Origin of the sequence: Actinoplanes sp. NPDC048988, from assembly GCF_043197815.1 — a bacterium.
Taxonomy (GTDB): Bacteria; Actinomycetota; Actinomycetes; order Mycobacteriales; family Micromonosporaceae; genus Actinoplanes.
Genome location: NZ_JBICTW010000006.1, coordinates 95,416 through 112,200 on the forward strand (window position 1 = coordinate 95,416; position 16,785 = coordinate 112,200).

At 71.6% G+C, this 16,785-nt stretch carries 13 protein-coding genes; 10 read left to right on the forward strand and 3 right to left on the reverse strand.

The features are described 5' to 3' along the window. Positions 1 to 70 precede the first annotated feature (70 nt). From ACGFJ7_RS21135 to ACGFJ7_RS21145, 3 genes are read left to right on the forward strand one after another with little or no spacing between them, the layout of a single operon-like run. Positions 71 to 6,217 carry a polymorphic toxin-type HINT domain-containing protein gene (locus tag ACGFJ7_RS21135; protein ID WP_392643286.1) on the forward strand — a complete coding sequence of 2,049 codons (6,147 nt, stop codon included), beginning with the start codon at positions 71 to 73 and terminating at the stop codon, positions 6,215 to 6,217. Further along, entirely contained in the window at positions 6,217 to 6,708 is a 492-nt protein-coding gene (locus ACGFJ7_RS21140) for a hypothetical protein (RefSeq protein WP_392643288.1), read from the forward strand. Before ACGFJ7_RS21135 ends, ACGFJ7_RS21140 begins: the two co-directional genes overlap by 1 nt. A gap of 12 nt (positions 6,709 to 6,720) precedes the next feature. Next, positions 6,721 to 7,245, forward strand: a complete 525-nt coding sequence (locus tag ACGFJ7_RS21145; protein WP_360260654.1) for an SUKH-4 family immunity protein — start codon at positions 6,721 to 6,723, stop codon at positions 7,243 to 7,245. Here the strand turns inward: ACGFJ7_RS21145 and ACGFJ7_RS21150 are convergent. Next, entirely contained in the window at positions 7,208 to 7,648 is a 441-nt protein-coding gene (locus tag ACGFJ7_RS21150; protein WP_392643290.1) for a hypothetical protein, read from the reverse strand. The genes ACGFJ7_RS21145 and ACGFJ7_RS21150 overlap by 38 nt on opposite strands. Before the next feature lie 49 nt (positions 7,649 to 7,697). Further along, positions 7,698 to 8,207: a hypothetical protein gene (locus ACGFJ7_RS21155; protein ID WP_360260649.1), complete on the reverse strand. Its 510-nt coding sequence runs from the start codon at positions 8,205 to 8,207 to the stop codon at positions 7,698 to 7,700. 132 nt (positions 8,208 to 8,339) lie between these two features. Between ACGFJ7_RS21155 and ACGFJ7_RS21160 the strand changes: the two genes are divergently transcribed. Beyond that, entirely contained in the window at positions 8,340 to 8,813 is a 474-nt protein-coding gene (locus ACGFJ7_RS21160) for an SRPBCC family protein (RefSeq protein WP_360260646.1), read from the forward strand. A 1-nt stretch (position 8,814) separates the two neighbouring features. Here ACGFJ7_RS21160 and rsgA read toward each other — a convergent pair whose 3' ends face one another. After that, positions 8,815 to 9,843: a ribosome small subunit-dependent GTPase A gene (rsgA, locus tag ACGFJ7_RS21165; protein WP_360256109.1), complete on the reverse strand. Its 1,029-nt coding sequence runs from the start codon at positions 9,841 to 9,843 to the stop codon at positions 8,815 to 8,817. A 115-nt stretch (positions 9,844 to 9,958) separates the two neighbouring features. Here rsgA and ACGFJ7_RS21170 point away from each other — a divergent pair, with 115 nt between their 5' ends. The 6 genes from ACGFJ7_RS21170 (at position 9,959) to ACGFJ7_RS21195 (ending at position 16,765) form a co-directional block, all read left to right on the forward strand. After that, positions 9,959 to 11,059 carry a sensor histidine kinase gene (locus ACGFJ7_RS21170; protein ID WP_392643291.1) on the forward strand — a complete coding sequence of 367 codons (1,101 nt, stop codon included), beginning with the start codon at positions 9,959 to 9,961 and terminating at the stop codon, positions 11,057 to 11,059. Further along, positions 11,056 to 11,721, forward strand: coding sequence for a response regulator transcription factor (locus ACGFJ7_RS21175; RefSeq protein ID WP_360256114.1), 666 nt, complete (start codon positions 11,056 to 11,058; stop codon positions 11,719 to 11,721). Before ACGFJ7_RS21170 ends, ACGFJ7_RS21175 begins: the two co-directional genes overlap by 4 nt. 67 nt (positions 11,722 to 11,788) lie before the next feature. Next, on the forward strand, positions 11,789 to 13,150 hold the full coding sequence (locus ACGFJ7_RS21180; RefSeq protein WP_360256116.1) for a hypothetical protein: 1,362 nt from the start codon (positions 11,789 to 11,791) through the stop codon (positions 13,148 to 13,150). A 101-nt stretch (positions 13,151 to 13,251) separates the two neighbouring features. Further along, the gene (locus tag ACGFJ7_RS21185) at positions 13,252 to 14,079 is read left to right on the forward strand and encodes a hypothetical protein (protein ID WP_360256119.1); all 828 of its coding nucleotides are present in this window, start codon (positions 13,252 to 13,254) and stop codon (positions 14,077 to 14,079) included. Between the two features lie 28 nt (positions 14,080 to 14,107). Continuing rightward, positions 14,108 to 14,899: a DUF72 domain-containing protein gene (locus ACGFJ7_RS21190; RefSeq protein ID WP_360256121.1), complete on the forward strand. Its 792-nt coding sequence runs from the start codon at positions 14,108 to 14,110 to the stop codon at positions 14,897 to 14,899. Positions 14,900 to 15,412: 513 nt separating this feature from the next. After that, positions 15,413 to 16,765, forward strand: coding sequence for a reverse transcriptase family protein (locus ACGFJ7_RS21195; RefSeq protein WP_360256123.1), 1,353 nt, complete (start codon positions 15,413 to 15,415; stop codon positions 16,763 to 16,765). Positions 16,766 to 16,785 lie beyond the last annotated feature (20 nt).

The window sequence follows — 16,785 nt, forward strand, 5'->3', positions numbered from 1 at the left end:
CATTGATTGATCTTTATCGATGCTGAAGCGTGTGGGCTGCCTGTCAACGCACAGTCACGGGGGAGTGCTCATGCGCGCAAGGCACCGTCGGCTGCTGTCCGCAGCCCTGACCTCAGTCCTGATATCCAGTTATCTCGCGGTGTCGCCCCAAGGGCCCGCGACCGCGGCGCCGCCGCCGGTGGCGCCGGCCGGGGCCGATCCGGTGGATCGCGGCCTCCCCAAGGAGGCCACACCCCACCACGGCCTGCCGGCCGGTGAGGCGGCACCGCCCGTGCCGCCCGCCGTGGAGTCCGCGGGTAAGCCCGCGAAGGTCGACGGCCGCGCCCTGCGACGGACGGCCACGGCCAAGGCCGTGCGGGCCGACGCGCAGGCCGATGCGCCGGGTACGCCGATCGTGCGGCCCGGTTTCACGCTCGGCGACACGTCACTTGTCGTGTACTTCGACGCGCAGGTCGCCGACGGTGACCCGACCTCGTGGGCCCGCTGGTGGGCCACCGTGCGCGACGTCGAGTCCGGCACCGAGCAGCGCTCCACCGACCAGGGCCGGGCCGATCTGAGCCGGTGCTCGTACCCGGCCACCTTCTGCCGGACCTTCGGCGCGGCCGAGGGCTGGGTGCTCGACCCGGCGCGCAAGTACACGGTGACGATCACCGTGGCCACCGGCGAGGGCGAGCTGAGCAGCGGCGAGTCGCAGCCGGCGCAGCCCCGGCGGGTGGAGACGCCGCCGTCGGTACCGACGAGTCAGGCCGTGGGCTGCGGCTGCGCGACGGTGCTGGGCGGCACCGTACGGGCGCAGGCCTTCCGCGGCCAGATGGTCAACACGGGCACCGGCACGTTCCAGCGGGTGGAGCAGGACTTCGGCATGCCCTCGTACGGCATTCCGTTCCGGCTGGCCCGCTACTACTCGTCGGGCAACACGGCGCCGGGCATGTTCGGGCCGGGCTGGTCGTCCACGTACGACATCCGGATCGTCTCGGCCGACGGCGGCGCGGCCCGGGTGCGCGCCGAGGACGGCTCCGAGGCGGTCTACACCGGCGGCGCCGACGGCAGCTACGAGGCGCCGGCCGGCGTGCGGGCCCGGCTCACCAAGGTGGACGGCGGGTGGCAGCTGGTGCCGCCGGACAAGCGGGTGCTGCGGTTCGACGCCGACGGCAAGCTGATCTCGATCAAGAACGCCCGCGGGCACGGGGTGACGCTCGCGTACACGCCGCAGGGCGTCATCGACAAGGTCACCGATGCCGGCGGCCGGATCGTCGACTTCGACGCGCGGGCCGATCTGCGGCTGGTCACCAAGGTGACGATGCCCGACAACCGGGTGGTGCAGTTCGACTACGAAGGCACCCGGCTGCTCAAGGTGCAGGACGCGCGCCGCTACACCACCACGTACGGCTATGACGCCGCCGGGCGGCTGGCCACCGTGGTCGACGCGCGCGGCAACCGGCAGGTGTTCAACGAGTACGACGCCGCCGGGCGGGTGGGCCGGCAGACCGACGCCGAGAACGCGGTGACCACGTTCGCCTGGAACGCCGGCCGGCAGGAGGCGACCACCACCGACCCGGACGGTGTGGCCGTGGTCGACGGCTACCGCGACAACGTGCTGCTGTGGTCGCGCAACGGCAACAACGACGTGGTCAACACCCGGTACGACGGCAAGCTGCAGAAGAGCCTGGTGGTCGACCCGAAGGGCAACCAGGAGGAGACCACCTTCGACCCGGCGGGCAACCCGCGGTCGCGTACGGCACCCGAGCCTTTCTCCTTCACCCAGCTCAGCCAGTTCGACGGCCGCGGCAACCTCACCGAGTTCACCGACGGCCGCGACAACAAGTGGGTCTACACGTACAACGAGTTCAACGAGCTCACCAGCCAGCGCGATCCCGAGCAGGCCAAGGGCTACCGGTACGAGTACGACAGCCGCGGCAACGTGGTCAAGAAGACCGACCCGCGCGACAAGGCCACCACGTACGAGTACGACACCGACGGCAACCGCACCGCCGAGATCTCGCCGACGGGACGGAAGACCGTCATGGCGTACGACCGGACCGGCCGGATGACCTCGGTGGTCGACCCGCGCGGCACGGTGTCCGGGGCCAACCCCGACGCCTACCGCACGCGGTACACGTACGACGAGGAGAACACCGTCGTCGAGGTGCGGCAGCCGGGCAAGCAGGCGCCGTTCAAGAAGACCCTCGACGAGCTCGGTCAGGTCGTCGTGGTGACCGACCCGCTCTCCGGATCGACGCACACCACCTACGACAAGGCCGGCCGTCCGGTGCTGGTCAAGGACCCGGTCGGCAACACCAGCGCGTCCGCCTACACGCCCGCCGGCCGGCGCAAGTCGGTCACGGTCAACCCGGGCGAGCTCAACCTGACAACCCAATGGACGTACGACTCCACGGGCCGCGTCGCCACCGAGGTGGCGCCGTTGGGCAACGCCGACCCGGCCCGGGCCGAGCTGTACACCAGCCGCTTCCACTACGACTTCAACGGCAACCTGGTGCAGGCCGATCGGCCGTACGGCTCGGACGGCAAGCGAGCCAAGGTGGACACCGCCTTCGACGCCCTGGACCGGCCGAGCGGGCAGGTCGACCAGCTCGACCGCAAGACCAGCGTGCGCTACGACAACGCCGGCAACGTCGTCGGGATGACGAACGAGAACGGCGAGGAGCTCACGAGCTCGTTCGACGGCGCCAACCGGCGTACCGGCAGCGCGTCGGAGAGCGGCGGGGTCAACGCGGGCATCGAGTACGACGACGCCGGCAACCCGCTCAAGCAGACCACCCCGACCGGCGGCGTGGTCACCTGGAAGTACGACGACGACGGCCGGCCCACCGAGATCACCGAGCCGCGCGGCAACGTCGAGGGCAACAACGCGAGCGACTACACGACCAGGTACGGCTACGACCGCGCGGGCAACCTCGAGACGGTGACCGATCCGCTCGGCAACGTCAGCAAGAGGACGTACGACGCGAACGACCGGCTGATCGCCAGCACCGACGCGAACAACCACACCACGCGGCTGGGCTACGACGACAACGACCGCCTCACCTCGGTCATCGGCCCCGACGCGGCGAACGGGCAGGCGCTGACCTACCAGTACAACGCGAACGGCCAACTGGTCCGCCGCACCGATCCGCTGAACCGGTCGGCGTACACCGAATACGACAAGGCCGGCCGTACGGTCGCCACCACCGACCACCTGGGCCGGCGGCGGGAGTACGTGTACGACGCGAACTCGCAGCTCGTCAAGGAGATCACCGCGCGGATGGTCGAGCCCAACCGGCCCGACCCGAACATCCCCGCCAAGACCATCTTCTACGGCTACGACAACCTGGGCCGCCTGATCAGCAAGCAGCTGGGCGACAACGGGCCGATCAGCACGTTCGGCTACGACGCCAAGAACAAGCTCACCGCCGCCACCGATCCCAGCGGCACCCAGGTGCGCGAGTACGACAACACCGACCGGCTCACCAAGGTGGTCCGCGGCGACCAGGAGTTCGGCTACACCTACGACGCCGACGACCGGATCATCGGCCGCAGCTACCCGGACGGCACGAAGATCTCCGCCGGGTACGACGACGGCGACCGGATCACGTCGCTGACCAGCACCAAGGGCGGCACCTCGTCCCGGTACGAGTTCGGGTACGACGTCGCGGACAACCTGATCAAGACCACGTACCCGGCGTCGACCGGGGTGGTCGAGGAACGCGGCTACGACCGGGCCGGGCGCATGACCCGGATCGCGGCCGGCAAGGGCGACACCGTCCTGTCCGCCTTCGACCTGCAGCTCGACAAGGTCGGCAACCCCACGAGGATCACCGAGACCAAGGGGCAGCCGGGCCAGCCGACCGTCACCGAGGCCACCGCGTACACCTACGACGCGGCGAACCGGCTCACCGCCGAGTGCTTCGGCGCCCAGTCCTGCGCCGGCTCGTCGGCCGAGCGCGCGGATTACACGTACGACCTGGTCGGCAACCGCAGCACCAAGAAGGTGGTGGCGCCGGGCGAGAACACCACGACGTCCTACACGTACGACGCGGCCGACCAGCTCACCACGGAGCGGATCACCGGCAGCCGCAGCAACGAGCGGACCTTCGAGTACGACCTCGAGGGCAACCAGATCCGCGCCGGCAACAACCGGTTCACGTACGCCCTCGACCACACGATGACCTCGGCCACGGTCGACGGGAAGACCACCGATTACACGTACGACGCGGTCGGCAACCGGATCAAGGCGGTCACCGGCAGCGGCGCGCAGCAGGTCGTCCAGAACTGGCTCTGGGACCTCAACAACGACCGGCCCCTGCTGGCCGCCGAGACCCAGACCGGCGCCGGCGGGCGCTCCTATTTGTACGGCGCCGGTGGGGCGCCCCTGGCGCTGCTCGCCGACAACGGCGGCACGAGCTCGTACCTGCACGACTGGCTCGGCGGCGTGTCCGGCGTGGTGTCCGGGAACGGCGCTCCGCAATGGTCGTACGACTACGACGCGTTCGGCGTGGCCCGCGGCACCGGCCTGACCGACGGCGGCAAGAAGCTCGACGCCGACGCGCCGGCCAACCCGCTGCAGTACGCCGGCACCTACCGCGACGTCAGCCAGGGCGACCGGTACGCGATGGGCGCCCGCAACTATGACCCGGGCACCGGCCGGTTCGACGCCACCGACCCGGCCGCCCAGCCGGCGACGGACCCGGCGGTGTCAACGTACTCGTACACCAACGCCCGTCCGACGGTGTGGACCGACCCGAGCGGGCTCGACCCGGACAGCGCCACGGTGCCGGCCTACGGCAGCGCGAACGCGGCCGAGTACCGGATGAACAACCCGGAGGCCGCCGCCACCACCGTTGTGGCCAACAACCCCGACGGCACCACCACGGTCGAGGTCGAGAACCCCGAGTGGATGAGCGCGAAGAAGCTCGTCGACGAGGCCGACGGGTTCGTCAAGCAGATCGGCGACGAGATCGTCAACCTGATCCTCGACCTGGTCGGCTTCAACGACGCGAAGGCGTGCGTCACCGAGGGCGACATCGTCGCCTGCATCTCCACCGCGCTGCAGGCCGTGCCCTGGGGCAAGCTGTTCAAGGCGGCCAAGGTCGCGGTCAAGGCGATCGGCGTCGGCCGGCGGCTGATCGACGCGTACGGCCGGCTGAAAGCAGCCCGCTCCGCGCTCTCGAGCATCCCGCAGCGCATCACCAAGGTCGTCGGCGAAGCCACCAACAAGGTGAAATCCGCCGCGGCCAAACAGGTCGAGAACACCGTCGCGGCGGCCAAGGACCTGGGCGCCAAGGCCAAGGCGACCACGCAGAAGGCCGCCGGCAAGATCAAACAGAAGCGGAAGTCGACGACCGGGGAGAGCTGCGAGGTCGCCGCCGGCGCCGGCAAGCGGCTCGCGTCGCCCAACTCCTTCGTGGCCGGCACGCTCGTCCTCATGGCCGACGGCAGCACCAAGCCGATCGAGAAGGTCCAGCCCGGTGACACCGTCAAGGCCACGAACGCCGAGACCGGCGTCAGCGAGCCCCAGCAGGTCACCGCGTCGGTCACCGGGTCCGGTGACAAGAGCCTGGTCGAGCTGACCCTGGCCGGAGCCGGCGCCGGAGGTGGCGGCCCGCCGCGGAAGCTGACGGCCACCGCGGGCCACAAGTTCTACAGCCCCGGCAAGGGCTGGACCGAGGCCGGGGACCTGAAGGCCGGTGACACCCTCCGCGACTCCCGGGGCCGCGCGGTCACCATCACCAGGACCGTCGACCATTCCGCGGCCACCACGGTCTACAACCTCACGGTCAACGACACCCACACCTACTACGTGGTCGCCGGCGACGAGCCCGTTCTCGTCCACAACTGCGGCGGCTCCCTCGCGAAGCACTCGACCAAGTGCACGTGCGCCCAGGGCGGCGCGCCGCGGATCGTCCGCAACCCGTACGGCCGCGCCGGCGGACCGGCGCACCAGCGCGTCATCGACCAGGTGGAGCGCGACCTGCAGAACCAGGGCTTCACCACCCGCCGGGAGGTGCCGTTCAGCACGCCGACCGGATTCAAGCCCCACCGTGCCGCCGACGTCGCCGCCTACGATGCCAACGGCGCCCTGGTGTCGGTCCATCAGGTCGGCCTGCAGACCAAGGGCGGCATACCGGTCATGCGCGAGACCGAGGCCATGTCCGACATCTGGAGCGAACTCGACGACGGCGTCGAGATAGTCTTCCACCCGTATGGGACGGTCAAGTGATGGCGACCGGTAGACAGCTCAAGGTTTATCTCCACCCCGAGGACCGGCCGGCGGTCGACGACTACGTGCGGCGCGAACTCGGCGGCGTGCTGCTGCGGGAGCGCTCGGCCGACCGGGCCTCCCTGGTGACCGCCGACTCCCGGGACGGCATGGCCCGGCTCATCGGCCTCGCGTCGCAGGCGGCGCGACTGGAGCCGCGCTACGTCGAGCCGAGAGACGAGTGGGTGATGAGCCTCCAGTCGGGCCCGCTGATCGAGTGGTGGTTCTCGAAGCTCGACGACGATCAGCTCTATCCGGGCCGGTTCTACTACCTGCCGCACGATGACGAGCCGTTCACGAAGGCCGCCACCAGCCTCTTCACGTGGGTACGCCGGTACGCGCCGGCCGTGCCGGCGGAATGGGGCCCGGAGAGGCTGGGCCCGGCCGCGGCCGAGATGGTGCGAGCCGGGAAGCTCAGCCTGCGCCGGAACCCGCCCGGCTCCCGAGCCTGAGCCGGCCGGGCCGTGACGTTCGCCGAGCGGGACCCCAGCCTGCGGGCCGGACCCGACGTCACGGCCCGGCCGCCCCGGTTCCGGTACGAGGAAAGCGTGCTCGCGCTGATCCGGAACCCCGGCGCCCGGGACTACCTGTCGCGCCGGGGCCTGCCCACCGGCAACCCGCTGTTCTTCCCGGTGGCCGCGTATACGCACGCCGGCGAGGGCCGTGAGTTCGTCGTCATCGGCCACGACGGCACCGGTCTCTACTGCGTGGACGTCGTCACGGGCGAGGTCGTCATCACCAGCCTCGAGGTGGAGGACGGCATCGGGCACGTCAACGCGTCACCGCAGGCCTTCGACAGGTGCATAACGGAGTTCGTCCGCGGCCTGCCGTACGGACGAAGGGACAGCGAGCGCGAAGACCTCGAGTCGATGAGCGAAAACGTCGGCCACGTCCTGTCCGGCATCGACAGCTCCGTCTTCGACGACGATCCGGGATTCTGGCCCACCCTGCTCAACGACGTGGCAATCGGCGACTACGTAGCCGACTGACCCCTTCCCGGTACCGGAGCCAGGAGTCGCTGGCCGCGGCCATCTCGGCCAGATGGGGTGAGCCGATGGTCTCGTCTTTCAGCTTCCGCGACAGCTTGGCGAGCGCGGCGGCGAACGCGTCGACCGCTTCGGGGGAGGCGCCCGCCCAGGTCGGTAGTGCGGCGGCCCAGGACTCGGCTTGAGCGGGCGTGTGGCCGGCGTGGACGAGCCGGACCAGCATGCGGGCGGTGTCGAGCCAAACGCCTTTACAGAAGATCCGGCCGGCGCCGCGAGCGGTGAGCGTTGCTGCGAAATCGGCATTCGACCCGGCCCCCGCCTCCTGAACATGCTCGACGGGCCCGATGTGGGCGGTGATCACGTTGCGGAGCGCGGCCGGGAGCTGTCCCCACTGCTGCCGGGCCATGGTGCCTTTCCATAGCACGAGGATGCCGAGAGCCGGCTTGGGCGTGTGATCAACGGCGGGTGTAGATGGTTCCCTGTGTGGCCAGGTCGGTGAACCAGGTGGCGTCGGCGTGTGGGACCCAGGTGGTCTTCGCCCAGAAACGGCGTGCCTCGGTGGCGGTGGACGGCGGGCCGCCGATGAACCAGACGGCGACGTGGCGGAGGCTGGGCGCGTCGTCGGTCGCGACCGTGAGGTCGGTGTCACGGATGCACGGCTGATCCGCGCAGGGCTTGCCGTCCGAGATGTAGGTGAAGTTCACGGCGACCTTGAAACCTTCATAGGAATAGACGTCTGTCACGCCATCGTCGGCCAGGGGGCCGGAGGGGTCCATGCGGACGAGGCCCGGCGGCATGTCGCGCGGCATGATCGCGAAATGGGCTACCTGCCCCTTGCGCCGGGCTGCGTCGATCGAGGCCGCTGTCACTTCGAGGGGGTGGGCGGCGAGGAAGCGTTCGGTCGCCGCTTGCTGGACGGACTCTCGGTGGGCTCGGCGTAGCTGGCCGAAGACGCCGACCGCCACGAACGCGAACACCACGGCACCGGCAGCGATCGAGGCACGCTTCACAGGCCGCGACTATAGTCCGCCGGAGCGGCGGGTCGGTGATCATACTGGGAAGCTGAGGACGATCAACAAGGTGACGGGGGTTCGTCGATGGCTGAGTTCACGGTCGTGCAAGAGGTGGGCGCCCCCGCCACCAAGGTCTGGGCGGCGCTGGTGGACTGGCCCCGCCATGGTGATTGGGCGCCACTGACCGCCGTACGTATTCTGCCCGGTCCGGCCGAGGGGAAAGGCGTCACGTTCGTGGCCCGTACCGGCGTGGGCCCGCTGGCTTTCGACGACCCGATGACCGTGGTCGCCTGGCAGCCGCCGTCCGGTGACGGCGCGGACGATCGGCTCGGGCGATGCGAGGTGCGCAAGTCGGGTCGTGTCGTGCACGGCCGGGCCTGGTTCTCGGTGACGCCCCTGCCGGGCCGGCGGTGCCGTGTGGTCTGGTACGAGGACGTCACTGTCTCGCCACGGAACATCACCAGGTTCGCGGGACCGGTGCTCTCTCTCGCCGGGCGCCTGGGCTTCGCGGCCACGCTGCGCGCCCTGGCCCGGGACGTCGAAGGTGCCCCGGCCTAGATCAGCGGCCGGTCTTCCTGCTCGCCTTCGTGATCCGCTTCCACTCCTGACGCTGGGCGGCCATGGCCGCCGGATCGCTGCGCCGCGACTGGTACGCCATCTCCCGCCGGATCGCATGCCAGCTCTGCCACCGCCGCTCGGGTAACTCGCCGGCGGCCACCGCGGCCTCGACCGCGCAGCCCTCGTCGCCGTCGTGAGCGCAGTCCCGGAACCGGCAGTACGCGGCCAGGGCGGCGATGTCGGTGAAGGTCTCCTCCACCGCGGCGTCGCTGGCGTACAGGTCGAGCGATCGAATCCCCGGCAGATCCAGCAGCACGCCGCCGGTGCCCAGCCGGTACAGCTTGCGGGTGGTCGTCGTGTGCCGGCCCTGACCGTCGCGCCGGACCTGGCGAACCGGCTCGGCGTGGCCTTCCAGCGCGTTGAGAAGCGACGTCTTGCCCACTCCGGACGGGCCGAGCATGGTCGTGGTCGTCCCCGCGCCCATCCGCGACCGCAACTCGTCGAGCCCTCGCCCGTCGACGGCGCTGGTCAGAACCACCGGCACCCCGGGCGCGGCCGCCTGCGCCTCGTCGACAACCGGTCCCGGGCCGTCGGTGGCGTCCGCCTTCGTGAGCACGATCAGCGGGTCGGCGCCGCTGTCCCACACCATCACCGAGAGCCGCTCGAGGTTCTTGAGATTCAGGCCCCGGTCGATCGGCAACACGATCATCACCGTGTCGATGTTGGCCGCGAGAACCTGGATGTCCCTCTCGTTCGGATCGGGACGCGACAGCGACGTCCGCCGCGGCACCACCCGCACCGGCTGCCCGCCGTCGATCACGATCCAGTCGCCGGCCACCGGCCGCAGGTTGAGATCGCGGCGCAGCTCGAACACTGTGGTCTCGGCTTCGGCGCCGGACGGGAACCAGATCACTTCGATGCTCGGGCCGTGCACCACCGAGACCCGGCCCGGCCGCTCGGGCCCGGAGAAGAACAGGGGTGTGCCGGGAGCCCAGCCCAGCGAGGTCAGCGCGTCGAGAAGCCGGTTCATCGATCACCTCCGCCGTCACGTTACGTCATACACCACCTCCGTGACGCTTCTGGATGAGAAGAGCCCCCGGGGATGTCACCTACGCTCGACGCGTGGCCGTATCCGAAGCAGTGCCATGACGACCGCGAGGCTGCCGCGACGGTGGCGCACGGTTCTGGTGGTCGTGTCCGTGGCGGCGACCGTGCCGGTGCTGGCATATTCTCCGAGCCCTCTCACGCTGACGTGCGCGCTGGTCTTGACGGCGTCCCAGGCGGCGGCCCTGTGGGGGCTCGACCGGCATCCCCGCCGGGGCGCCGCGGTGGTTCTGCTGGCGAGCGCCGGGTTGCAGACGATGTTCCCGCCGTTCGGCCCGGGCATCGCCTTCGTGGTGCTGTGCACCTGCGCGTGGCTGCGACCGGCCGCCGAGACCCTGTGGATTCTCGGGTTGGCGGTGGTCTGTGTCGCCGGTCCGGCAGTGGTGCGCGGGCACTGGACGGCGGCCGCGTTTTGGCTGGGCGCGGCGCTGCTGGCCTGGAGCTGGGGCGCCCTGGCGCGGGCCCGCGGCGAGCGGCGGGTGGCCGAGCGGCGGCGGGCGGTGTTGGAGGAACGCGCCCGGATCGCCCGCGACCTGCACGACGTGCTCGCCCACACGGTGTCGGTGATGGTGGTGCAGGCGGCCGCGGCCGACGACGTCTTCGAGTCGAATCCGCAGCGGGCGCGGGAGGCGCTGCGGCGCACCGAGGAGGCCGGGCGGCAGGCGCTGACCGAGCTGCGTGGCTTCCTGCGCACGGTCCGGGCGGACGACGGGCCTGACGACGAGGCGGGCGACGGCATCGACCGCGCGGCTCCGCAGCCGACGCTGGCCGACCTGCCCCGGCTGACCGACACGATGGGCGGGACCGGTCTGCGAGTGACGCTGGTGTGCGACGGTGACGGCGAGGTGCCGTGGGGAGTGCAGGTGGGTGTGTACCGGATCGTGCAGGAGGCGCTGACCAACACCTTGCGGCACGCCCGCGCGTCGGCGGCGGAGGTGTTGGTGCGGATCGGCGAGTCGGAGATGCGGGTGCGGGTCAGGGACGACGGCCGGGGGCCGGCCGGGGCTCGCGGCGACGGACACGGGCTGGCCGGCATGCGGGAACGGGCCTCGCTGCTCGGCGGCACGCTGCACGCCGGGCCACGGCCGGGGTGCGCCGGCTTCGAGGTGGAGGCCTGGCTTCCGGTACGGGAGACGTCGTGACCATCAAGGTGCTGATCGCCGACGACCAGGCGCTCGTGCGCGCCGGCTTCCGGATGATCCTCGAGTCCCGCGACGACATCGAGGTCGTCGGTGAAGCGGGCGACGGCGAGCAGGCGATCCGGCTGGCCGGGCAGACCCGGCCCGACGTGGTGCTGATGGACGTGCGGATGCCGGGACTCGACGGGGTCTCCGCCACGGCCCGGCTCACCGCGGCGACCGGCGCCCTCAAAGTGATCATCCTGACCACGTACGACCTGGAGGAGCCGCTCTACGCCGCGCTGCGCGCCGGGGCCAGCGGTTTCCTGCTCAAGGACGTGCGGCCGGCCGACCTGGTCGAGGCGATCCGGGTGGTGGCCGGCGGTGACGCCCTGCTCGCCCCGACCGCGACGCGGCGGCTGCTGGACCGGTTCCGGGCGACCGATTTCACCCCGGCCGCGCCCTCGGACACCCTGGACCGGCTCACTGACCGGGAGCGGGAGGTGCTGACGTTGCTGGCGCGGGGCGCCTCCAACGCCGAGATCGCGGACCGCCTCACGGTCACCGAGGCCACGGCCAAGACACACGTCTCGGCCATCCTGCGCAAGCTTCAGGTGCGCGACCGGGTGCAGGCCGTCGTGCTGGCGTACGACCTCGGACTGGTCCGGCCGCGACCCTCATCCTGAAGGAGGAGAGCCGGGACCCGTCCATTGCCGGAGGCGCCGGGACACCACGGATCCCTACCGTCGGGACATGACTTCTCCGGAGCAGCGCGCGGCGGTCCGCTTGGTCGTCGTGGTGCTCGTCGTGAGCATCGCCCTCAGCGTCCTCGCCACCGTCGCCGGGCTGGCCGGGCACGCCGTCACGCTCGGCCCGAACCAGATCCTGATCCTGCTCGTGGCGATCGGCTACGGGTGGGTCATCCGGCGGCTGCGGAACGGCTCGGCCACCGCCTACCGCCGGGTACGGATCGTCTCGGTGGCCGGCTTCGCCGCGGTGGCCGCACAGCTCGTCCTGGGCGGGCATCCCGCCTGGCTGCGCACGGTCGAGGCGGCACAGCTCGCGGTGCTGGCGGTCCTGATCGTCGCGGTCAACCGGCCGGTCGTCCGGGGCGCCTTCCCCGCCGTACCGGATGAGCGGCCGCGCCATCGGCGAGCCGCGCTCGTGCTCGCCGTGCTGGCCCCGCTCTGCGCCGAGGTGAGCCTCGGCAGCGTTCCCCTGCGGATGGCCTGGGCGTGGCTGGTCTTCGCGCCGATCTACGCCGCCGGCACGCTGGCGCTGCGCGAGATCCTGCGGCGGACCGGCGGCGGGTACGGGAACCTGCTGCTGCTCGGCGTGGCCTACGGGCTGGTCGAGGAAGGCCTGGTGCTGCGGAGCCTGACCAGCCCGCATCTGTACGGGGCGGCCGGGTGGTCGCCGAGGCTGCTCGGGGTGAACACCGCTTACACCGAACTGAATCTTGTCTACCACGCCGTGTTCAGCGTCGCGGTCCCGGTGATCGTGGTGGAGTACCTGTTCGCACGGCACGGCACGGCCCCCTATCTGCGGCGCGGCGGCCTGATCGCGGCCGGGGTCGTCGCCGTTCTCGGCGCGCTGCTGGTGCGGGTGAGCGTGCCGCCGTCCGAGGACCCCGGTTACACGATGCCGCTCACCGCCGTCGTGGTCATCGCTCTGCTCGCGGCCGCGGTGACCCTGCTGGCCCTGCGCGTGCGGCTGCGCCCGGCCCGCCGCCGGAAAGCGCCCGCGATCCCGGTCGTCGCCGTCGGTGGGGCCGTCGCCGCCTTCGGCTTCCTCGCGCTGATCTGGCCGTTCGGCGGCGCCGAGCAGCCGCTGTTCACCCACGGGGCCTGGTCGCTGCTGCCCATGGCGGCCGGGGCGCTGATCGTCGCGGGCCTGCTGTACGCGGCTTGGACCGTCGCCTGGACCACCCGCGACCTCGCCGCGGCGGCGTTCGGCGCCCTGCTCGGGCACACGCTGTTCGGCCTCGTCGGCAATGCGCAGACCCTCACCGACCGGCTGTTCCTGTGCGGCGTCGCCGTCCTGACGGCGCTGTTCGGTGCCGCCGTCCTGCGCCGGCCGCCCGGCCGGGCGAACGTCCAGCTCATCGACGCGTGAGGAAGGAGGACGACATGTTCACTCGAACGGACCGGCGGGTTCACTGGCCACTGAGGACGGACGGACCTGCCACCCTTCAACCGGGTTGATAGCCTGTGGTGATGGAGGCATCCGTTCCCCGTGATCTTCAGGAGTTCGTGACGGCCGATCCGGACGGGTGGCGGGTGGTCCTGATTCCCCGCTTCGCCGCTCATCTTCTGACCTCGGCGCTTGCCGGCCTGCTGATTCCGGCCGTGCTGGCGACCCCGCTGACCGTGGTCACGCTGGCGGTCGCCGTGGGCCTCGGCGGGTGGTCAGCCCTGTGGCAGGCCGCCGTGGTCCTGCTCGTGGTGTTCGCGGTGGCCGGGGTCGTGGTCGCGGGCATATCGGCGCGGATCGCCGCGACCGAGGTGCGGTGGCTCGTGCTGCGCTCCGGCCACGCGCCCGCCACGCTCACCCTGCGGCAGGGGTGGCGTTCGCAAGAGATCCCGCTGAGCGACCTGCGCGAGGTCACGGTGACGGAGCGGCACAAGCTCGAGGCGTTTCTCGGCGTGCGGGTCGCGCTGCACACCGGCGGGCAGACGATCAGCGGTGACTTCGAGCCGGCCCGGCGGGCGGTCAGGCTCGCCGGCGCCGCCGGGCTTGCCCACTGGATGGCCGACCGTCTCGCCGCGTCCGGGGTGCCGGTGCGGCACCAGGTGGAGCGGGTGCCGGCCTGCTTGACCGTGGAGTCGTGGTGGCCCGCCGAGAAGGCCGCCGCGATCTGGGAGGTGCCGGTCGAGCAGGTGCCCGGCATCGCCGAAGAGCACGGGGTGCGCGTCAAAGATCTGGCACCCCGTGTCGGAGCGATGCACATGCCCGGCCGGACGGTGACGCTCTACAACCCCGACGACGTTCACCGCCTGTCCTTGACCGGCCTGACCGCGAGCGGGCCGACGGGCGCGTCTTGAGCCGGGATCGGACGGGTATGAACCGCGTATGACGGCAGTGAAGGTCGGTTTGTGCGGTGCCGGGATGGCGCTGGCGTCCTACGCGCGGCGCTTCGAGGTGCTGGAGGTGCAGCAGACGTTCTACGAGCCGCCCCGCGAGGCGACGCTGCGGCGGTGGCGGGCCGCCGTTCCGCCCGGGTTCGAGTTCACGGTCAAGGCGTGGCAGCTGATCACTCATGAGGCGAAGAGCCCGACCTACCGGCGGCTGCGCACGCCGCTGAGCGCCGAGGAGCGGGCGGAGGCGGGCGGCTTCCGCTGGACGCCCGTTGTCGCGCGGGCCTGGGACACGACGCTGGGCTGCGCCGGGATTCTGGGCGCGACCGCGATCCTGCTCCAGTGCCCGGCGAGCTTCCGGCCGACCGGGAGCGCCGTCGCGCGGCTGCGCGAGTTCTGCTCCCGGGCGCGCCGGCCGGCCGGCGTCCGGCTGGTGTGGGAGCCGCGCGGGCCGTGGCCGGACGAGCTGGTCCGGGGCCTCTGTGAGGAGCTGGACCTGACCCACGCGGCCGACCCGTTCCTGCGCCTCAGCCTGACGCCGACGGCCTACTACCGGCTGCACGGCATCACCGGCGCCCGGCACGTCTACAGCGACGGCGAGTTGGCCCGGCTCGACGGCATCGTCGGCGCCGGACCGGCGTACGTGATGTTCAACAATCTGCCCCGCGCGGCCGACGCGGAGCGGTTCCGCCGGCTCGTGCGCCCGGGGTCAGGGGACTCAGGTGGCGGACGTCGCGATGATGGCAGTCCGGCTCGCACCAGCGGGTCGGGTGTCCGCGGCGGTTGAGCTCGGCGCGGGCGAAGCTGAGCCACGCCGGGGGCTCGGCGGGGCTGCCCTGGCCGGCCAGGTAGGCCGGGTACTCCGGGTCGGCGAGCGCGCGGGCGCGCTGATGGACGCAGGCCTCGACGAGGACTTCCTGGACTTCGTGCGGGCTGGCCGCGACATGCAGGACCCACCAGTCAGCGACCGGCGGCGGTGGCTGCGACCACATCGATGATCACCTCCTGCGAGCGGATGCGGGCCGGGGCGCAAGGTCTTGACGCCTGGTTCCCTTCGTTGTATCGGTGGAAGGGAGGTTGAGTCAAGGGCGCTCAACTACCCGGATTCGATCGACCTGACCGTCGAGCAGAACGTGCTCCAGGTTCGGGCGATCGCCGGCTGATCCGCCGCCACGGGGATCCCGGCCGCGAGGTGGCGGGGGAACCCTATGCTGGCCGGGTGGCAGCGTGTCCCGAGCTTGACCGTCGCCCGTCGATCCGGCGGCGAGGGTCTCTTCGGGGTAACCCCGAGGAAGCTTGAGTGACCACCGCAGCGCATCGCCGGCGCGCCTCCGCGCTTCGCGCAGTCCGGCGCAGGCACGACCGGGAATCGTCGGGGCACGCTGCCGCTCCATGGCGGGTCGCGGGCGCTCTGGCCGACGCTTTGCTCGCCACGAGCTGGCGGCCCGAGGACATGGTGGCGATGGTCGGTTCCGTGGTGGCCGGCCGCCCAGCCCGCGCCCGGCGGCTGGTCGGCGCCGTGCTGCTGGCCTATCCGCGTGCTCCCGCCGACCGGCCCCGGGAGCTGCGCCGTTTCCTGGCCGGGCTCGAGAGCCGGCCGCGGGTCGCGGTGCGGCGGGCGGTCGTGCGGCATCGGCCGGTGGTGCCGGTGCGGGCCGTACGGATGCGGTGGGGTGCGCCCGGCATCGACGATCTGGCCGGCCTCGCGGAGTTCCTCGGTCTCGACGGCGACGCTCTCGACTGGTTCGCCGACCGCCGTGAGATAAACCGGCACGCCCGCGACGAGCGGCTGCGGCATTACCGCTACACCTGGCTCCCGCATCGGCTGATCGAGGCGCCCAAGCCGCGGATGCGCGCCCTTCAACGGCAGGTGCTCGATCAGATCCTGTCGCGTGTGCCCGTCCACGCCCGCGTCCACGGATTCGTGCCGGGCCGGGACGCGCACACCTTCGCGCGGGCCCACGCGGGCGCCGGCGTGCTGGTGAGCATGGACCTGCGGGCCTTCTTCTCCAGCATCACGGCGGCGCGGATCTACGGGCTCTTCCTCGGCGTCGGCTATCCGGAGCCCGTGGCGCACGCGCTGACCGCCCTGACCACCACGCGGACCCCGGCCCGGGTCCTGCGCGCCGCGCCCGATCCGTACCTGGCCGCGCTGTTGCGACAGCCGCACCTGCCGCAGGGGGCGCCCACGTCTCCCGCGCTGGCCAATCTCTGCGCCTTCCGGCTGGACCGGCGGCTGAGCGGGCTGGCCGACCGATTCGGCCTCACCTACGGGCGGTACGCCGACGACCTGGCCTTCTCGGGCACGCTCGCCGACGGCCGCGTCGCCCGGCTGGTCGCCCTGGCCGGGCAGATCGCCCGGGAGGAGGGGTTCCGGGTGCACCCGGGTAAGACCCGGGTCCGGCGCCGGTCGCAGCGTCAGGAACTGACCGGCCTGGTCGTCAACGACCGTCCGGCGGTGCGCCGCGAGGACTACGACCGCCTGCGGGCCATCCTGCACGACGCCGCCACGCACGGACTGGCGGCGGCCAACCGTGAGGGGCACCCCGACTTCGCCGCCCACCTGGCCGGCCGGGTCGCGTGGATGTCCCGGCACCACCCGTCCCGCGCCGCGAAGTTGAAAGGCCTGCTCGACCGCGTGTCGTCCCCCTGACAGGCTCTTGCAGGATTACG